This window comes from Klebsiella sp. M041 (assembly GCF_059759695.1).
The window spans coordinates 141,710-159,118 of record NZ_JCAXWU010000009.1 but is presented as its reverse complement, the minus strand read 5'-3'; the positions used below and the strand labels follow the sequence as shown (position 1 = coordinate 159,118).

15 protein-coding genes are annotated in these 17,409 nt (G+C 59.5%); 6 read left to right on the top strand and 9 right to left on the bottom strand.

Features of this window, described 5'->3' with window-relative positions:
- Positions 1–1,512, bottom strand: coding sequence for an anion permease (locus tag AC6CWS_RS13975; RefSeq protein WP_049092623.1), 1,512 nt, complete (start codon positions 1,510–1,512; stop codon positions 1–3).
- 643 nt (positions 1,513–2,155) lie between these two features.
- Here AC6CWS_RS13975 and AC6CWS_RS13970 point away from each other — a divergent pair.
- Together AC6CWS_RS13970 and AC6CWS_RS13965 are read left to right on the top strand one after the other, a co-directional pair.
- Positions 2,156–4,933, top strand: coding sequence for a flavocytochrome c (locus tag AC6CWS_RS13970; RefSeq protein ID WP_065882285.1), 2,778 nt, complete (start codon positions 2,156–2,158; stop codon positions 4,931–4,933).
- 65 nt (positions 4,934–4,998) lie between these two features.
- The gene (locus AC6CWS_RS13965; protein ID WP_023289523.1) at positions 4,999–5,949 is read left to right on the top strand and encodes an FAD:protein FMN transferase; all 951 of its coding nucleotides are present in this window, start codon (positions 4,999–5,001) and stop codon (positions 5,947–5,949) included.
- Here the strand turns inward: AC6CWS_RS13965 and dcuR are convergent.
- Positions 5,930–6,649: a two-component system response regulator DcuR gene (gene dcuR / locus AC6CWS_RS13960; protein WP_023289524.1), complete on the bottom strand. Its 720-nt coding sequence runs from the start codon at positions 6,647–6,649 to the stop codon at positions 5,930–5,932. The two genes, AC6CWS_RS13965 and dcuR, sit on opposite strands and share 20 nt — an antisense overlap.
- On the bottom strand, positions 6,646–8,262 hold the full coding sequence (locus AC6CWS_RS13955) for a sensor histidine kinase (protein WP_065882288.1): 1,617 nt from the start codon (positions 8,260–8,262) through the stop codon (positions 6,646–6,648). The genes dcuR and AC6CWS_RS13955 overlap by 4 nt, the downstream gene beginning before the upstream one ends.
- A gap of 155 nt (positions 8,263–8,417) precedes the next feature.
- Here AC6CWS_RS13955 and AC6CWS_RS13950 point away from each other — a divergent pair, with 155 nt between their 5' ends.
- From AC6CWS_RS13950 to AC6CWS_RS13935, 4 genes are all read left to right on the top strand, one after another.
- Positions 8,418–8,738, top strand: a complete 321-nt coding sequence (locus AC6CWS_RS13950; RefSeq protein WP_065882290.1) for a hypothetical protein — start codon at positions 8,418–8,420, stop codon at positions 8,736–8,738.
- 199 nt (positions 8,739–8,937) lie between these two features.
- The gene (locus AC6CWS_RS13945) at positions 8,938–9,858 is read left to right on the top strand and encodes an N-acetylmuramic acid 6-phosphate etherase (RefSeq protein ID WP_023289527.1); all 921 of its coding nucleotides are present in this window, start codon (positions 8,938–8,940) and stop codon (positions 9,856–9,858) included.
- A gap of 307 nt (positions 9,859–10,165) precedes the next feature.
- Entirely contained in the window at positions 10,166–11,776 is a 1,611-nt protein-coding gene (mqo, locus tag AC6CWS_RS13940) for a malate dehydrogenase (quinone) (protein ID WP_135734263.1), read from the top strand.
- Positions 11,777–11,933: 157 nt separating this feature from the next.
- On the top strand, positions 11,934–12,860 hold the full coding sequence (locus AC6CWS_RS13935) for a LysR family transcriptional regulator (RefSeq protein WP_023289529.1): 927 nt from the start codon (positions 11,934–11,936) through the stop codon (positions 12,858–12,860).
- On the opposite strand, the gene mdcH is transcribed toward AC6CWS_RS13935, so the two are convergent.
- From mdcH to mdcC, 6 genes are all read right to left on the bottom strand, one after another.
- Positions 12,850–13,752 carry a malonate decarboxylase subunit epsilon gene (gene mdcH / locus AC6CWS_RS13930; protein WP_065882292.1) on the bottom strand — a complete coding sequence of 301 codons (903 nt, stop codon included), beginning with the start codon at positions 13,750–13,752 and terminating at the stop codon, positions 12,850–12,852. The two genes, AC6CWS_RS13935 and mdcH, sit on opposite strands and share 11 nt — an antisense overlap.
- Positions 13,752–14,369, bottom strand: coding sequence for a malonate decarboxylase holo-ACP synthase (locus tag AC6CWS_RS13925; RefSeq protein ID WP_065882294.1), 618 nt, complete (start codon positions 14,367–14,369; stop codon positions 13,752–13,754). The genes mdcH and AC6CWS_RS13925 overlap by 1 nt, the downstream gene beginning before the upstream one ends.
- Positions 14,370–14,372: 3 nt before the next feature.
- Positions 14,373–15,332, bottom strand: a complete 960-nt coding sequence (locus AC6CWS_RS13920; protein ID WP_044522774.1) for an AEC family transporter — start codon at positions 15,330–15,332, stop codon at positions 14,373–14,375.
- A gap of 136 nt (positions 15,333–15,468) precedes the next feature.
- Positions 15,469–16,269: a biotin-independent malonate decarboxylase subunit gamma gene (gene mdcE, locus AC6CWS_RS13915; RefSeq protein WP_065882297.1), complete on the bottom strand. Its 801-nt coding sequence runs from the start codon at positions 16,267–16,269 to the stop codon at positions 15,469–15,471.
- Positions 16,269–17,102, bottom strand: coding sequence for a biotin-independent malonate decarboxylase subunit beta (locus AC6CWS_RS13910; RefSeq protein ID WP_032452728.1), 834 nt, complete (start codon positions 17,100–17,102; stop codon positions 16,269–16,271). The genes mdcE and AC6CWS_RS13910 overlap by 1 nt, the downstream gene beginning before the upstream one ends.
- Positions 17,095–17,394 carry a malonate decarboxylase acyl carrier protein gene (gene mdcC, locus AC6CWS_RS13905; protein WP_023289535.1) on the bottom strand — a complete coding sequence of 100 codons (300 nt, stop codon included), beginning with the start codon at positions 17,392–17,394 and terminating at the stop codon, positions 17,095–17,097. The genes AC6CWS_RS13910 and mdcC overlap by 8 nt, the downstream gene beginning before the upstream one ends.
- Positions 17,395–17,409 lie beyond the last annotated feature (15 nt).

The window sequence follows — 17,409 nt, the reverse complement described above, 5'->3', positions numbered from 1 at the left end:
TCAGAACATCATGGACATCCACGGATAGCCAATCAGCAGCAGGGCGGCCAGGAAGATGGCGCCAAAGATGGTGCCGAGGCGCCAGTAATCTTTAGTCGGCAGATAGCCGCTGCCGTAGTAGATCGGGCTTGGGCCGGTACCGTACGGGGTGATGATCCCCATCACGCCCAGCGAGGTGACCATCAGCAGAACGAACACTTCCATATTCATCCCCGGAATGGTGGCGGCGATGGTCAGCATGGCCGGCAGCAGCGCGGTAGTGTGCGCGGTGGTGCTGGCAAACAGATAGTGCAGCAGGTAGAACGCCAGCAGCAGGACGATGGTCGCCATCCCCGGAGAGATACCGCTCATCAGCGCGCCGCCCTCTTTACCCAGCCAGGCGATAAAGCCGGTAGAGGAGAGGCCGTCGGCCAGCGCCACCAGGGTGGCGAACCAGACAAAGGTGTTCCACGCCGCTTTGTTGTTGGTGATATCGCTCCAGGAGAGCACGCCGGTCCACAGCATCAGCACGATAACCAGCAGGGCGGCCAGAGCCGGTTCAATCCAGTCGGCGGCGAAGATCCACATCATCAGCGCGAAGCAGACGAACACCAGCAGCAGGATCTCATTGCGCGACAGTTTGCCCAGTTTTTCCAGTTCACGAGCGGCCCACAGCGGCACTTCGTTATTGACTTTCACTTCCGGCGGGTAGAACCAGTAGGCCAGCAGCGGCATGGTCAGGATCAGCAGTACGCCAAGCGGCAGGAAGGCGATGAACCAGGTGCCCCAGGAGATGTTGATACCGACGATGCTTTTTACCAGCGCCAGCGCCAGCAGGTTCGGCGCCAGTGCCGACAGGAACATCGAGCTGGTGATACAGGCGGCAGTGATCGCTACCCACATCAGATAGGAACCGATTTTACGCGCGCTCGGATCGTTTGGTTTTGAACCGTACAGCGGCGGCAGGTTGGCGATAATCGGGTAGATGGTGCCCCCGCTGCGCGCGGTATTCGACGGCGTAAACGGCGCCAGCAGCAGATCCGCGAAGGTGATGGCGTAGCCCAGCGTCAGGCTGCGACGGCCGAGATATTTCACCAGAATCAGCGCCAGGCGGCGGCCGAACTGGGTTTTATCGTAGCCGGCGGCGAACATAAAGGCGCCGAAGATAAGCCACACGGTGGAGTTGCCGAAGCCGCTCACCGCCCACTTAAAGGAGGCGCCGGCCATTTTGAAGCCGGGTGCGGCCATCTGTTCCGGGCTGAACAACAGCCACTGACTGCACAGGGCGATGACCACCACGCCGGTGATGCCGATAACGGCGCCAGGCAGTGGTTCAAAAATCAACCCGACGATCACCCCAACGAAGATAGCGAAGTAGTGCCAGGCGTACGGCGGCAGGCCGTCCGGGACCGGGACGAAGAGTAACAGCACGGCAACGATAATTGGCAGCGCCATCATCAGGAGACGTTTTTTATTCGCAGTCGTTGGATTGACTGCACCGGCAGGCGGTATGGTTGTCTTTTTCTCTTTCATAATGAGTATCTGCAAGTTGTTGAAAATAACGTTTACGCCAGCGATGCGCTCAGTGGTTTCTTTAATTACAAAAGTTTCTTTAGTTTTTATTTTGCGTTTCTGAGTATCGTTGGGGCGATTATTTAACGCGATTTGATGGGCGTTAAATTAAATTTATTGGTTATTTATATATTGCGCTTTCAATGGCCGTTGCAATTGATCAAGATCAAGAAAAGCAGGTGATTTCACTATTTTTTTTATTATCAGTATAACCCTATGTGATGAGGTGTTATTTTGGCGAAAATATCGGTAAATGTTAAAATAAAAATAAGCAATTAATGCTAATTTTTTCCATTTGTTTCGTAAGTTGCTGAATAATAACTGTAATGTGCGCGAGTTTGGTCGTTGTGAATGTTAACGTAAGTATCTGAAATGTTATCGTTCATTTGTATTATGTAAATGCTATTTATTATTTTAATAATACAATAGAGGTAGCGATGTTATTGCTGGGGTTAAATAGTTTTATAACTAACGTAATTGATTTAGTAACTAAAAAACCCGTTATATTATTGGCATGACAACAGGAATTAAAAAAACCACAACCATTAATGATTCCGTCACCCCATTCTGAATTTTTAATATTTTAAAATCTGGAGCGTAACTTATGACCAGTAACGAACGAATTCTGCAGCCATTTACTTTACCAAATGGTACGGAGCTGAAAAACCGTTTGCTCATGGCGCCGATGACCACCTGCACCGGTTATTACGATGGGACTGTCACCAGCGAGCTGGTGGAATACTATCGCGCTCGCGCCGGCAGCATCGGCACCATTATTGTCGAGTGCTGCTTTATTGATGACTACGGCCTGGCCTTCCCGGGTGCTATCGGTATCGATAACGATGAAAAAATCGCCGGCCTGGCGAAAATCGCCGAAGCGATTAAAGCGGAAGGTTCGAAAGCGATTCTGCAGATCTATCACGGCGGCCGCATGGTCGACCCGCAGCTGATCGGCGGTCGCCAGCCGGTGGCGCCGAGCGCTATCGCCGCCCCGCGTGAGGGCGCCGCGATGCCGCGGGCGCTGAGCGGAGACGAAGTGGAAGCCATGATCGCCAAGTTTGGCGATGGGGTCCGTCGCGCTATCCTCGCCGGTTTCGACGGAGTCGAAATTCACGGGGCTAACACCTATCTCATTCAGCAGTTCTATTCGCCGAACTCCAACCAGCGCGACGATGAGTGGGGCGGTAGCCGCGACAATCGCGCTCGTTTCCCGCTGGCGGTGCTCGACATCACCCATAAAATGGCCCGCCAGTACGCTGACGATGCCTTTATCATCGGTTACCGCTTCTCGCCGGAAGAGATGGAGGTCCCGGGGATCCGCTTCGACGACACCATGTATCTGCTGGAAAAACTGGCCGCTCGCGGCGTCGATTATCTGCACTTCTCGGTGGGCGCGACTCTGCGTCCCTCTATCGTTGATACCTGCGACCCAACGCCGCTGATTGAGAAATACTGCGCCATGCGCTCTGACACTCTGGCTCAGGTGCCGGTGATGGGCGTCGGCGGGGTGGTTAACGTCGCCGATGCCGAGCTGGGCCTCGATCACGGCTATGACCTGATCGCCGTGGGCCGCGCCTGCATCGCCTATCCGGACTGGGCGGCTCGTATCGCCGCGGGTGAAGAGCTGGAGCTGTTTATCGACAGCACCCAGCGCGAGGCGCTGCATATTCCGGAACCGCTGTGGCGCTTCTCGCTGGTGGAAGCGATGATCCGCGACATGAGCATGGGCGACGCCAAATTTAAGCCGGGGATGTTTGTTGAAACCGTTCAGGATGACGCCAATGAGCTGGTGATCAACGTCAGCCTCGAAAATGACCATATCGCCGATATCGAACTGGCGGCGAGCCCGGTGCAGACCGTGGAGTTCACCACCAGCTTCGAAGAGATCCGCGAACGTATTCTGACCGCCAATACCCCGCACGTGGACGCTATTTCCGGGGCCACCAGCCAGAGCGAGGCGGTGAAAAAAGCGGTCGCCAAAGCGATGCTGAAATCGAGCAAAGCGCTGGCGGCGGAAGAGGGCGGCAATGACGCCGCGCCGAAAAGCTATGATGTGGTAGTGGTCGGCAGCGGCGGCGCCGGTCTGGCGGCCGCCATTCAGGCTCACGACGAAGGCGCCAGCGTGCTGATCGTCGAGAAAATGCCGACCATTGGCGGGAACACCATCAAGGCTTCCGCCGGGATGAACGCCGCGGAGACCCGCTTCCAGCGCGTGAAAGGCATTCAGGACAGCAAAGAGCTGTTCTATCAGGAAACCCTGAAAGGTGGGCACAATAAAAACAACCCGCAGCTGCTGCGCCGCTTCGTGGAGAATGCCCCGCAAGCCATTGAATGGCTGGCTGACCGCGGCATTATGCTCAACGATATCACCACCACCGGCGGGATGAGCATTGACCGCACCCACCGTCCGCGCGACGGGTCAGCGGTCGGCGGCTATCTGATTAGCGGCCTGGTGCGCAACATCACCAAACGCGGCATCGACGTCCTGCTGGATACCTCGGTGGAAGAGATCCTGATGAGCGGCGATGAAGTCAGCGGCGTGCGTCTGATCAACGACGAAAACGAGATCATTGAAGTCCAGAGCAAAAGCATTGTGGTGGCCACCGGCGGCTTCAGCGCCAACAGCGCGATGGTGGTGAAGTATCGTCCTGACCTCGAAGGCTTCGTCACCACCAACCACAAAGGGGCCACCGGGAGCGGTATCGCGCTGCTGGAGCGTATCGGCGCCGACACGGTGGATATGGGCGAAATTCAAATTCACCCGACCGTTGAACAGCAGACCTCCTATCTGATTTCCGAGTCGATTCGCGGCGGTGGGGCGATCCTCGTCAACCAGCAGGGTAACCGCTTCTTCAACGAAATGGAGACCCGCGATAAAGTCTCCGCGGCGATTATCGCCCTGCCGGAACACTATGCGTACATCGTCTTTGACGAACATGTACGGGCGAAAAACAAAGCCGCCGATGAGTACATCGCCAAAGGCTTCGTCACCAGCGCCAGCTCGCCGCGTGAACTGGCGGAGAAACTGGGGATGGATTACCATGCCTTCCTCGCCACCCTCGAGTGCTACAACGGGGCGGTGGAAAAACAGCATGATGAACAGTTTGGCCGGGCCACCGCGCTGCGCGCGCCGATTAACGAAGGTCCGTTCCACGCCATTCGTATCGCCCCGGGGGTGCACCACACCATGGGCGGCGTGACCATTAACACCGATGGCGAAGTGCTGAACGTTGCCCGGCAGCCGATCCGCGGCGCCTACGCCGCCGGTGAGGTGGTTGGTGGGATCCACGGCGGCAACCGTATCGGGGGTAACGCGGTGGCGGATATCATCATCTTCGGCACCCTCGCGGGCCACCAGGCGGCGAAACGCGCCAGAGGATAACACGCCATTGTTGATGCCGGGCCGGCGCTGTCGCCGCCCGGCTTACCCCTACTAAGGAGAGCCCGATGTCTGATAACCGCGTCTATAGCTACTCCGCCGTTCTGATGGGTTCTCCCATCCTGCTCAAACTCTGCTCCCATGATGAGGCGCTGGCCTCCCGCGTATTTCAGTTAATCAAGCGCTACGAAGATCTGCTTACCGTTAACCGCGCCGAGTCCCAGGTGATGGATATCAACCACGCCGCCGGACGTCACCCGGTGACCGTCAGCCGCCCGGTCTTTCAGCTCATTCAGTGCGCCAAAGCCGCCAGCATGGTGCGCGACAGCGCCTTTAACCTCGCGATTGGGCCGCTGGTGAAGCTATGGCGGATTGGCTTTCAGGGACACAGCGTGCCTGACGCCGGCGAAATCAGGGCCCGGCTGGCGCTGACCCGCCCGCAGGAGGTGATCCTTGATGAGGCAACCTGCAGCGTGTTTCTTCAGCAGCCGGGGATGGAGCTGGATCTTGGGGCGATCGCCAAAGGCTATATCGCTGACCGGGTGCGTGATTATCTGCGTCAGCAGCAGGTGGAAAGGGCGCTGATCAACCTCGGCGGCAATGTGCATACCCTCGGCGAATGGGCTATTGGCCTGAAAAAACCGTTTGCCGATGCGCAGGCGCTGATCGGCTCCCTGACGGTCAACGGACAGTCGGTAGTCACCTCGGGCACCTACGAACGTTATTTCGAGCAGGACGGCAAGCGCTGGCACCATATTCTCGACCCGCGCAGCGGTTACCCGCTGGACAACGAACTCGACAGCGTCACGGTGATTTCCAGCGATTCTTTAGACGGCGATATCTGGACCACGCTGCTGTTCGGCCTCGGCGTCGAGAAAGGCTGCGCAGCGCTGCGTCAACGGCAGGATATCGACGCGATTTTCGTCACCAAAAATCGCGACATTATACTGTCATCGCCGCAGCGCTTGCGCTTTGCGTCGCTGGACAGCGGCTACCGCGTTACTGACTGTACTGCTTAAGCAAACTGTACTGTTCGGCCACCAGGCGGTAGCGATAGACCGGCCGCCCGGTGGCGCCGTAGTGGATAGTGGTATAGAGAATATTGATCTGCGCCAGCCAGATCAGATACTTACGGCAGGAAACGCGGGAGATATTCACCGCCGCCGCCAGCTCATCGGTAGAGAATTCAACGTCCGGGTGGGCGTCAATCCACTGGCACAGGGTGCGCAGGGTTTGCGCGGTAAGCCCCTTGGGCAGCTTGCGCGCGTCGCTGGCCTCCGGCGCGCCGCCGTGCAGCAGGCGGTCAACGTCGGCCTGCTCGTAATAGGGTTGACCGGTTATCAGCTTGCGCTTCTCCCGCCAGGTGGTGAGCGCCTCTTCAAAACGGGGAAACTGGAAAGGTTTAATCAGGTAATCGACCACTCCGTAATGCATGGCGGTCTGCACCGTGGCGGCATCCGCCGCCGAGGTGATCATGATGACATCGATGGCGCGCCCCGATTTACGGATAGTCGGCAGCAGATCGAGCCCGCTGTCCTGCTGCATATAGACATCCAGCAGCACCAGATCGATCTCCAGCTGCGGATCGTTAATCATCTCCCGGGCTTGACTGAGCGTCGAGGCGCTCCCGCTGCAACGAAAGCCGGGAACCCTTGCCACGTACAGGCGATTCAGTTCGGCCACCATGGCATCATCGTCAACAATCAACACATTTATCACGCACGTTTCCTTTTACTATCCCAGGGGAGATGAACAAAAAATTGGGTAAATACGCCGGGTTCCGACTCGACGGCGAGGGTGCCGCCCAGCTCGCGTAATTGCTGGTTGGCGAGAAACAGCCCGACGCCGCGATTCTCGCCTTTGGTGGAGAAGCCTTTGTTAAAGATAGCGTCGATGTTGTTTTCCGGGATCCCCGGCCCGTCGTCGCTCACTTCACCGCTTAGCCAGCCGTCCTGATAGTGCAGCAGCAGGCCGATTTCGCCCTCCGCCTGACCGCTCATGGCGTCCAGCGCGTTCTCGATAAGGTTGCCCAGCACCGTCACCAGCACGGTGACCTGCTTTTCATTCGGGCAATCCGGCACCAGGCTCTCTTCCGCCAGCTTAAGGGTAAAGCCGCACTCGGTGGCGCGCTGCATTTTACTTATCAGAAAGCCGGCCACCACCGGGGATTTTATGCGGTGCTGAATATCGCCGATGTCCGCCTGGTAGCGGTGGGCGGTCTGCAGCACGTACTCCTCGAGTTTGCCATAGCTTTTCATATTCAGCAGGCCGAGGATCACGTGCAGTTTGTTCATGAACTCATGAGAGGTGGTGCGCAGGGCATCCACATAGCTCATCATGCCGTCCAGCCGCTGCAGCAGCTGGCTGACTTCGGTCTTATCGCGGAAGGTACAGATGGCGCCGACCACCGCCTCCTGGCTGCGGATAGGCACCGTGTTGCTGATGAGCAACAGGCCATTGCACCCCAGCTCGCGGTCGTACATCGGCTCGCCGCTGTGCAAAACCGTCTGCAGGTCGGCCAGCAGCGGGGTATGCGCGAGGGTCTTGTCCGGCCCGGAAAAGAGAATCTCGCGCGCCGCCGGGTTGATCAGATTAACCTCACCATGGGCATCGACGGCCACCACCCCCTCCTTGAGGGCGTGAAGCATGGCCTGACGCTGCTGAAACTGAGTGGAGATTTCGTGCGGCTCCAGCCCCAGCAGGACGCGCTTCAGGCCGCGCACCAGGCTCCAGGTGCCGATGGCGCAGACCAGCGCGCTGAACAGGATGGTCAGCAGCACGTCCCAGCGGCTGTTGGCGATCTGCTCGTCCACTTTACTCAGCGAAATGCCGACCGCCACCACGCCAATCTGCTGATGCTGGTCATTGAACACCGGGGTAAACACTCGCAGCGCCGGGGCCAGCACCCCGTGGTTAATGGCCACGTTCTCTTTTCCCTGCAGCGTCGGCTGGATATCGTGGCCGATGAAGCGTTTGCCAATAATCGAGCTGTCCGGATGCGAATAGCGAATACCGTGCATATCGGTGACGATAGCGTACAGCAGGTCGTTGCGCCGGGTGATGGCCTGCGCCAGCGGCTGAATAATCTGCTGCTGCGGCGGCGCCGCCAGTCCGCGCTTCACCTGCGGCATATCAGCCATGGTACGCGCCACCGCCAGCGCGGTCTCTTTCAGGCCGTCGCGGGTGGCATTGCTGATCTGCATATACCACAGGGCATAGACCAGCAGCAGCACGGCGCCGATCACGCTGCCAATCATCAAGGAGACGGCGGTGCTCAGTTTTAGCGGTAAGGCGCGTTGACGAACGCGAGGCGGGTGCTCTGATGCCTTCATGACGATCCCGGATAGATTCAGTGAACGATTATTATCGCTGATAGCGCGGCATTCATAAAGCCGTGTAATCAAAGCAAAAGGCCGCTTTTGCTACGGTAGCCTCGGCCCGACCACGATAAACTGTCGCTTTTCGCCACAGGCTTAAGGCAGACATGATGGAACTGGCATCTCTGGTCCGGGATATCCTCCGGCAACAGCACGTTGAACGACTGACGCAGCATCGTCAACAGGACCGTGAAGCGGAAGCAGAGTGGGAGATCGCGCGCTGGCGGCATCGCAGCGGGGTGGTGATCCAGCACCGCTACGAGCTCGAGCTTCCGCAACAGGATGCCGCCTCCTGCCCGGAGTGCTGGATCGACTGGCTGGTTATCGACAGCGCCGGCCTGGAGGTGAAGCCAATGCGCAAACAATTTTATAACCTCTGTCAGCAATCCTTCTGGCTGGCCATGCAGGCGGAAGGCGAAGATAAGACCTGATACAGGATTGCTCAGATAATCGGCAATTGCCCGTGAACGGGCGATCGGGACGGTAAACTGTGACCCCGACGGCGGTAAAGCGCGGAAGATTCCCCTTATAGTGGCGACAGAGGTTAAATAGTCCTGATGAATATAAGGATATGCATCAGGCCGCTGATTTCGCCGAGATGCGCTTTTTCTGTCGTAAATGGAGGTTGTTATGAGCAGTTCGCTAACCGCGTCAATGCAGGCACGTCGTCATCCGGATACCACCCACATCGATCGCCTCGCCACCGCCGACATGCTGGCGATGCTGCATCAGGATGATAAGCAGATATCGGAGGCGGTCGGCGCCTGTCTGCCGGATATCGCCCGGTTGATTGATATCGCCACCGCGACAATGAGCCGGGGAGGGCGTCTGGTCATTATCGGCGCCGGGGAATCAGGCCGCACGGCAGTCCAGGCGGTCAGCGACTACTCTCCGGAAGGCAAACACGCGCTGGTGGGGCTGATTGCCGGTGGCCAGACGGCGGCGATGGCCGAGCGGGAGACGGCGGCGAATAATTACGATCTTGGCGCCTTCGAGCTGCAGTCGCTGGACTTTTCCAGCCACGATATGCTGCTGGCGCTGACCGTTAGCGGCAAGACCCCGTGGGTCTGGGGGGCGATGCGCCACGCCTGGTCGCTGGGGGCCCCGATCGCGGTGGTGACCCAGCAGGCGGCCAGCGAGGCTGCGCAGCTGGCGGATATTGTTATTGCTCCGCAGACCGGGCCGGAAGCGGTGGCGGGCTTGACCAATCCGAAGGCCCGGCTGGCCCAGCGGCAGATCCTTAACATGGTGTCGACGGGCCTCGCTATCCGTGACGGCCGGGTGTACAGCAACCTGCGGGTGGATCTGCAGGCTGACACTCCGCACTGGGCGGAGCGGCAGGTGGCGATTGTCATGGCGGCCACCGACTGCACGCGCAGCGAAGCAAAAGCCGCGCTGACCAGCTGCCACCACCATTGCCGCACCGCGATCCTGATGCTGCTCAGCGGGCTGGACGCCTGGCACGCGCGGGAGCTGCTGACCAAACATCACGATCATCTGCGTCTTGCCCTGCGCGAAGCCCAGCGCAGCGCTGTCACTCCCGCCCATTAAGCCTGTCGCCAGGCGCGCTCCAACGGTGTGCGCGCCTGGACTTTATTAACTAAAGAAAAGCCTCTCTTTTATTTTTCCCAGCAATCTTGCTGAATTTTCAGCGATAATTTTACGGCGACTTTTATTTTTTGCGTCGTTCTGATTTTTTAAGTTAAATAATTATTTGATTAAAAATGCGAGAGTGTAAATGATATTTTAAAATAAAGTAAAAGTGCGTTAATATGCTGCCTCTTATTACCGTGTGCTACGTGATAATTCTATTATGCCTGCAATGAAAAAAACGATTATTTCCTTTACCGCATTAGCGATGTTCGTCAGCGCGGCGACGCATGCTGAAGCGGATACCTCTAAAAAAACTGACTTCCTGCTGATTGGCGGCGGGATCATGAGCGCCTCGCTTGGCACCTGGCTGCAGGCGCTGCAGCCGGACTGGGACCTGACGATGGTGGAGAAACTGGACGGCGTGGCCCTGGAATCTTCCAACGGCTGGAATAACGCCGGTACCGGTCACTCGGCGAATATGGAGCTGAACTATACGCCGGAGCGGGCGGACGGATCGATTGACGTCAGCAAAGCGCTGGATATTAACGAACAGTTTATGATCTCCCGTCAGTTCTGGTCGGCACAGGTGAAGCGCGGTATTTTGCACGATCCGCACTCCTTTATTAATTCCACGCCGCATATGAGTTTCGTCTGGGGCGATAATGTCGACTATCTACAGAAGCGTTATACCGCGCTGCAGCAGACCACCTTATTCCAGGGGATGAAATTCTCCACCGACCACGCGCAAATTAAACAGTGGGCGCCGCTGGTGATGGAAGGCCGCGATCCGCAGCAGAAAGTCGCTGCCACCTGGACGCCGGTAGGTACCGACGTTAACTATGGCGAAATCACCCGGCAGCTGATCGGCAGCCTGAAGAAAAACAGCCATTTCACCCTGCAAACCTCCTCTGAGGTCACCGATTTCAAACGCAATGCCGATAACTCCTGGCACGTGACCATTAAGAACGTGCAGAGCGGGGAAGCGCAGACTATTGACGCGAAATACGTCTTTATCGGCGCCGGCGGCGGCGCGCTGAAGCTGCTGCAGAAAACCGGTATTCCGGAAGCGGACAACTATGCTGGCTTCCCGGTGGGCGGTTCGTTCCTGATGACCGAGAACCCGGCGGTCACCGCGCAGCACCTCGAGAAAGTGTATGGCCAGGCTTCGGTCGGCGCGCCGCCGATGTCGGTACCGCACCTTGACGCCCGCTACCTGGATGGCAAGCGCGTGGTGCTGTTTGGGCCGTTCGCCACCTTCTCGACCAAGTTCCTGAAAAACGGTTCCTTCTTCGACCTGTTGAGCACCACCACCACTGACAACGTGCTGCCGATGACCCACGTCGGACTCGATAACTTCGACCTGGTGAAATATCTCGTCAGCCAGGTGATGCTCAGCGATGATGACCGCTTCGCCGCGCTGAAAGAGTACTACCCGGACGCGCGTAAAGAGGACTGGAAGCTGATCCAGGCCGGCCAGCGCGTGCAGATCATTAAGAAAGACGCAGAGAAGGGCGGCGTGCTGAAACTGGGCACCGAAGTGGTGGTCGATCAGCAGAAAACCATTTCCGCGCTGCTCGGCGCATCGCCAGGGGCTTCCACCGCCGCGCCGATCACCCTCAATGTGCTCAAGCAGATGTTCCCGACGCAGTTTAACTCGCCGGAGTGGCAGACCCGTATCCACCAGATCGTGCCGAGCTACGGCCAGAAGCTGAACGGTAACGTGGCGCTGACCCAGCAGGTTTGGGATGATACCGCCGCGACCCTGCAGCTGACGAAACCGCCGGTGATCCAGATGCCAGCGGCTGCGCCCACCGCGACCGCGAAGCCGGCTGAGCCGCAGCGCGACGCCTCGCCGCAGCACGATATGGCGCTGTAAAAGCAAACTCGATAGAGAACAAAAGGGAAGACCACGGTCTTCCCTTTTTTGCATTCCTTGCCGGCCTAAGCCGCTCTCTGCCTGCAACTTTGCCGTCATAAACGATATACTGATTTGAATTGAAAAAAGAAAAGCAAATCAGGAGTGTGGAAGGGCTATGCAAGACGATATCAACCAGGAGATCACCTTCCGCAAGCTGTCGGTCTTTATGATGTTTATGGCGAAGGGCAATATCGCCAGAACCGCCGAAGCGATGAAGCTTAGCAGCGTCAGCGTTCACCGCGCGCTGCATACCCTGGAAGAGGGGGTGGGCTGCCCGCTGTTTGTCCATAAAGGGCGCAATCTGCTGCCGCTGCAGGCGGCGTGGACGCTGCTGGAATATTGTCAGGATGTGATGAGTCTGATGAGCCGCGGCCTTGAGGCGACGCGCAAAGTCGCCGGCGTCGGCCAGGGGCGGCTGCGCATCGGCACCCTCTATTCCCTGACCCTGGAAACCGTCCCGCGCATTATCATGGGTATGAAGCTGCGTCGCCCGGAGCTGGAGCTGGATTTGACCATGGGCTCTAACCAGATGCTGCTGGATATGCTGGAAGACGACGCCCTCGACGCTATCCTGATCGCCACCAATGAAGGGGAGTTCAACAATACCGCTTTCGACGTGGTGCCGCTGTTTGAGGACGATATCTTTCTCGCCGCCCCGGCGACAGCGCAGCTGGATAGCACACAGCTTGCTGACCTGCGCGATTACGCCGACCGGAAATTCGTCTCGCTGGCGGAGGGGTTCGCCACCTATGCCGGGTTCCGGGAAGCGTTTCATATCGCTGGCTTCGAGCCGACGATCGTCACCCGGGTGAATGACATCTTTTCGATGATTAGCCTGGTGCAGGCGGGCGTCGGGTTTGCGCTGCTGCCGGGGCGGATGAAAAAAGTCTATGAAAAAGATGTACAGCTGTTAAAGCTGGCGGAACCGTACCAGATGCGCCAGCTGATCTCGATTGTCTATTCACACCATCGCGAACGCGATGCCGATCTGCTGGCGCTGGCGGCGGAAGGGAGAATGTACGCCCGGAGCCTTAATCGCTAAGCCGCTGCGCCAGATGGCGGGCGACATCCACGCCGCTGCGTTCCAGCGAAAGGGTCTCTCCGCGCCAGCCCGCCTGGCGGGTCAGGCAGGTCAATACCCCGCCGGGGGGCATCTCAATGGCTAAGCGCGCGTCGCGCTCATCGGCGGCGATCATCGCCTCCTGCCAGTGGACGGTGCGCGCCATGTTCATCGCCAGATCGTCGGCGATCCGCTGCGGATCCCACAGCACGCGCGCCGTCGAGCCGCTTAAATAGGCGCACTGCGGGCGCGTTAAGGTCACGTCGGCAAAGGCTGTTGCCAGCGCGGCGGCGGGTTTATCCAGCAGCGCGCAGTGCGACGGGACGCTGACCGCCAGCCGCTGCGCCTTACTGGCGCCCGCCTGCAGCGCCAGCTGCGCCACCTCGGCCATGGCTTCATCGCGTCCGGCGATCACGATCTGCGTTTCGGCGTTCAGGTTGGCAAGATAGACCTCGTGACCCTGCATCAGCGCCTCAACCCGCGGGCGGGTCAGGCCCATGATCGCCGTCAGCCCGTAACCGTCGGGATAGGCCTGCTCCATAAGATCGCCGCGCAGGGCCACCAGGCGCAGCGCGCTGGCGAAATCGAGCGCGCCGGCAATCACCGCTGCGGGAAAGGCGCCGATGGACAGGCCGCTGACAATCTGCGGATTGACGCCCTGGCGCTGTAGCTCGCGCGCCCAGGCTACCCCGGCGATCAGCAGGCAGAGCTGGACCGCACGGGTATGTTTTAGCGATCCGGCGCTATCTAGGGCCTCGACTTCATTCCCCAGCACGGCGCGCGCCTGGCTGAGGATCGCTTCGCGGTCGGGGATAGCCGCCAGCATGCCGGGACGCTGGGCACCCTGTCCGGGAAAAGTAAACAAAATCTTCATCATTCCTCCCTGCGCCACGGCGCAGCGGTTAAGCGCGCGCCGCGGGACGTTTTCAGCAGCGCTCGCCCATCGCGTAGCCACTCATTGAGGGCGAAGGCGCCGTATGGCGTTTCGACCTGGGTATCGGCGCGGCACGGGAGCTGGGCCACCCGGGACTGCCAATCCAGCAGCGCCTCGCGGGCCAGCGGCTGCGGGGCGCGGATCAGTAGATCCAGATCGCTTGCCGCATGGAGTACCGGGATTTCGGTCGCCAGCGCGTAGCCGGTGCTGCCGGTGACGCCCCAGCGCCAGGGCCAGTCGCCCAGCGTCAGGGCGATGGCCGCCTGGACCGGCGGCTGCGAAACAAAAGGGGAGCCCAGCAGGCGCTCGCGCTCCACCAGCATCTCCGGGGTGACGCTGCGAACGATATTGTGCGCCTGTACCCAGCCGGCGGCGCGCTGTTCGCGCTTCATGCCCCGCACCCCAACCGGGATGCGGGCCTGGCCGTCAACATCGCGCCTCACCACCACCGGCAGCGCGGCTCGCCACTGCTGCGCCACCCACGGCTCGACAACATCTTCCAGGGCGCTGGCGTGGTTTAACCACACTAAATCGTGGGGACGCGGTGTTGATGACATGGTTTACAGTCCTGAAGTCAAAGAGATAAATAGCGGTAGCGACAGGATACACAGAACCGAGCTCAACAGCAGCACGGCTTCAGCATCCGGGGACTGCACGCCGAAGCGGTTGCCGAAGACCACGCCGAAGAAGCCGGCGGCCAGGGCAATCATCAGGATCGCGGTGATGGCGATGGCGCCGTGCAGACCCAGCAGCATCACCAGACCCCAGGCGATAAATGGCTGCACCAGCAGTTTCACGATGGTGGAGGTGGCGATCAGCGCATTGAGCTGCAGTTTACGCGCCGAGAGGATCACCCCGGTGAGGAACAGCGCCGCGGCGGTGGCGGCCAGGCCCAGCGGTTTGATGGCGGCCAGCAGCAGGTCCGGCATTTTAATGCCGATAGCGGAAAGCACCACCCCGAGCAGCGGGCCCCAGACGATCGGCTTTTTCACCGAACGCCACATCAGCACCGGCAGCATCGCCAGCGTAGAACCGGTGGTTTCCCCCGCGGCGCGGGCTTTTTCACGTTCCAGAATCAGCAGGCAGAAGGGGGTCATCAGTACCGAACCGCAGGCGATAGAGACCGCCACCGACAGCGAAGTCGATGCGCCTTCGCCGAGCACGCTGCCGAGGATCGGCAGGCCCAGCGCGGCATAGTTCGGCAGGGCGACGGTGAGGGTCAGCACCGCGGCATCCTGCGGGGTGCGTTTGAAGACGCTGGTGGCGAGGAAGTAAATCCCGGCGTAGGTGATCCACATCGCGCCAGTGAGCACCAGCACCAACGGCGACTGGGCGACGATACCGGCCCACGGAGTTTGCACCGTGGCGCTGAACAGCGTAGCGGGTAAGGCAAAGTCCATTACAAAGATATTGAGCAGGGAGACATTTTTGTTATCTACCATCCCGGCCTTACCGGCCCAGAAGCCCAGCAGCATAATGACGAAAATCGGGGCAAGAGCATGAATAATCACATAAGTCATAAATCACCTGTAAATAAAATAGAGTACTGGCGCGATTGTTATTTTTTCTAAAAGCCGTCCCTACCCGGCGCGGTTATGACGCGCTCCGGGGGACGGCTTCCGGCAGGTTTTCTTCTACTACTTACGTACGAACGTGTTACCAGCTGGCGCGCATCAGGTCGCGGACCCGCTGCGAGCTGCGGCGGTTTTCCGCACCCAGGCGGCACTTCAGCGAGGGATCCTGGCGCGCGTCAGCGATGGCGTCGCACAGGGTGTGGCTCACCAGCGCCAGATCGTGGTCGTCAGGGGCGTCAGGATGGCTGATATCAAGCAGAGCGGAGAGCAGGCCGAGCGTGGCGTAGTTGCTGACGTCATAGGCCATCGGCGGGATGGTCGCCGCCAGTTTCTCCAGCGCCTCCACGCTGCGCAGGGTAATGCGCGCGGCCGACGCTTTACCCATCGCGTGGACCAGTACGCCGCTGTCGTTAAAGGCGATCAGACGGTTGGCCTGGTAGCCGTGGGCCAGAAACGCCCCGGACATCGCTTTGCCGACGATCAGGCCAATCACCGGGTGGCCGGCCAGACGGGCTTTGGCGTAGGCGCCTGCCGCTCCGGCCAGCGCCTGATGAATACCAAAGGCTTCTTCGCGACGGCCATAGGCCTGGCTGGGGACATCGATAACCGCGATAATCGGGCGCTTTACCGTTTTATCGGCATCGGCGTCGAGGGTTTCGTTGACCACTTTCGCCAGCGTCCAGCCTTCCAGCAGACCGACTTCGCCTCCGGCGGCGCGCGGGTAGTGGTTGTTGGCGTCAGGCACTACGGCGATAAAACGCACCTTTTCGCCATTAAGCTGGCCGTCTGCCACCTGCACGGAAGGGCACAGGCCGCTCATCAGCGGCGCCTCGGGCGCCAGTTTGTTCAGCCATAGCGCGGCGCGGTTTGGGAACTGACTCATTATTTTTCCTCCCGGGCAAAAAGCTGTTTAATCTGCGCGGTATCCGCCTGCTGGCGGGTGTCGAACTGGCTCAAACGGCGCAGATAGTCGTCATAATTGTCGCTGCGGTGCTGCGCCGGTACGCCTTTGGCGATCGCTTCGTTCATCGCGGTTTTGACGGCCTTGACGCCATCGTTAACCAGCGCGTCGACCAGGCCGCTGGCGGCGCGAATTTCGCCGCCGGTCATGCTCCAGATAAACGGCCGGTTACGCGAGTCGTACTCTTCAATGCCGGCTTCCTGCTCGATAACCTGCGGGCCGTTGAGGCCGAGACGGGCTTCTCGGGTGACGATGAGATAGCTGCACAGCGCGGCGGCGATGGACATGCCGCCGAAGCAGCCGACGGTGCCAGCGATGATGCCGACTACCGGGGTGTAGCGGCGCAGATCGACAATCGCGGCGTGAATATCGGCGATGGCGGCCAGGCCAAGGTTGGCCTCCTGTAGCCGGACGCCGCCGGTTTCCAGGCACAGCACCGCCTGCGTCGGGATACCGTTGCGGTTATCCTCCGCCGCCAGCTCCAGCGCGGCGGCCATTTTGGCGCCGGAGACTTCGCCCATACTGCCGCCCTGGAAGGTGCCTTCGATGGCAATCACCACCGCCGGCTGGCCGTTGATAGTGCCTTTGGCGACCACCATACCGTCGTCGGACTGCGGGACAATGCCCTGCGCCCCGAGCCACGGCGACATAATGCCGTCAAACGGATCCAGCAGTTCACGGTAGCTGCCGTCGTCCAGCAGAGCGTGGGCGCGTTCGCGAGCGCGCAGTTCGATAAAGCTGCGATCGTTACGCATGAGCGGCCTCCTCAAAGACTTGTTCAATACGAATACGGGCGACGCCCGGCGTGGCGCCGAAGTCGTGAATAACCAACTGCCCGGCGGGCAGGCCGTTAATCAGGCTCAGCCGGTCGAACAGCGCCTGCCAGCGCGCCTGGCTGTTATCCACCGAGGTGGTAATTTGCACGCTGAGCGTATCGCTCCCGGCGGCGGTATAGAGCACTTCCATATCGCCTGAACCTACAACCCCTGCCAGCGCTCGGCCGCGGAGGGCGCGGCTGGCAGGAAATGACAATGTAATCTGTTCCATAACATCCTCTGAATG

Coding starts and splice junctions, on each gene's coding strand:
- AC6CWS_RS13975 (WP_049092623.1), bottom strand. CDS start 1,512: ATGAAAGAGAAAAAGACAACCATACCGCCTGCCGGTGCAGTCAATCCA.
- AC6CWS_RS13955 (WP_065882288.1), bottom strand. CDS start 8,262: ATGAAGGCATCAGAGCACCCGCCTCGCGTTCGTCAACGCGCCTTACCG.
- mdcH (WP_065882292.1), bottom strand. CDS start 13,752: ATGAAGATTTTGTTTACTTTTCCCGGACAGGGTGCCCAGCGTCCCGGC.
- AC6CWS_RS13925 (WP_065882294.1), bottom strand. CDS start 14,369: ATGTCATCAACACCGCGTCCCCACGATTTAGTGTGGTTAAACCACGCC.
- AC6CWS_RS13935 (WP_023289529.1), top strand. CDS start 11,934: ATGCAAGACGATATCAACCAGGAGATCACCTTCCGCAAGCTGTCGGTC.
- AC6CWS_RS13965 (WP_023289523.1), top strand. CDS start 4,999: ATGTCTGATAACCGCGTCTATAGCTACTCCGCCGTTCTGATGGGTTCT.
- AC6CWS_RS13970 (WP_065882285.1), top strand. CDS start 2,156: ATGACCAGTAACGAACGAATTCTGCAGCCATTTACTTTACCAAATGGT.
- AC6CWS_RS13950 (WP_065882290.1), top strand. CDS start 8,418: ATGGAACTGGCATCTCTGGTCCGGGATATCCTCCGGCAACAGCACGTT.
- AC6CWS_RS13910 (WP_032452728.1), bottom strand. CDS start 17,102: ATGCGTAACGATCGCAGCTTTATCGAACTGCGCGCTCGCGAACGCGCC.
- mdcE (WP_065882297.1), bottom strand. CDS start 16,269: ATGAGTCAGTTCCCAAACCGCGCCGCGCTATGGCTGAACAAACTGGCG.
- AC6CWS_RS13920 (WP_044522774.1), bottom strand. CDS start 15,332: ATGACTTATGTGATTATTCATGCTCTTGCCCCGATTTTCGTCATTATG.
- mdcC (WP_023289535.1), bottom strand. CDS start 17,394: ATGGAACAGATTACATTGTCATTTCCTGCCAGCCGCGCCCTCCGCGGC.
- AC6CWS_RS13945 (WP_023289527.1), top strand. CDS start 8,938: ATGAGCAGTTCGCTAACCGCGTCAATGCAGGCACGTCGTCATCCGGAT.
- mqo (WP_135734263.1), top strand. CDS start 10,166: ATGTTCGTCAGCGCGGCGACGCATGCTGAAGCGGATACCTCTAAAAAA.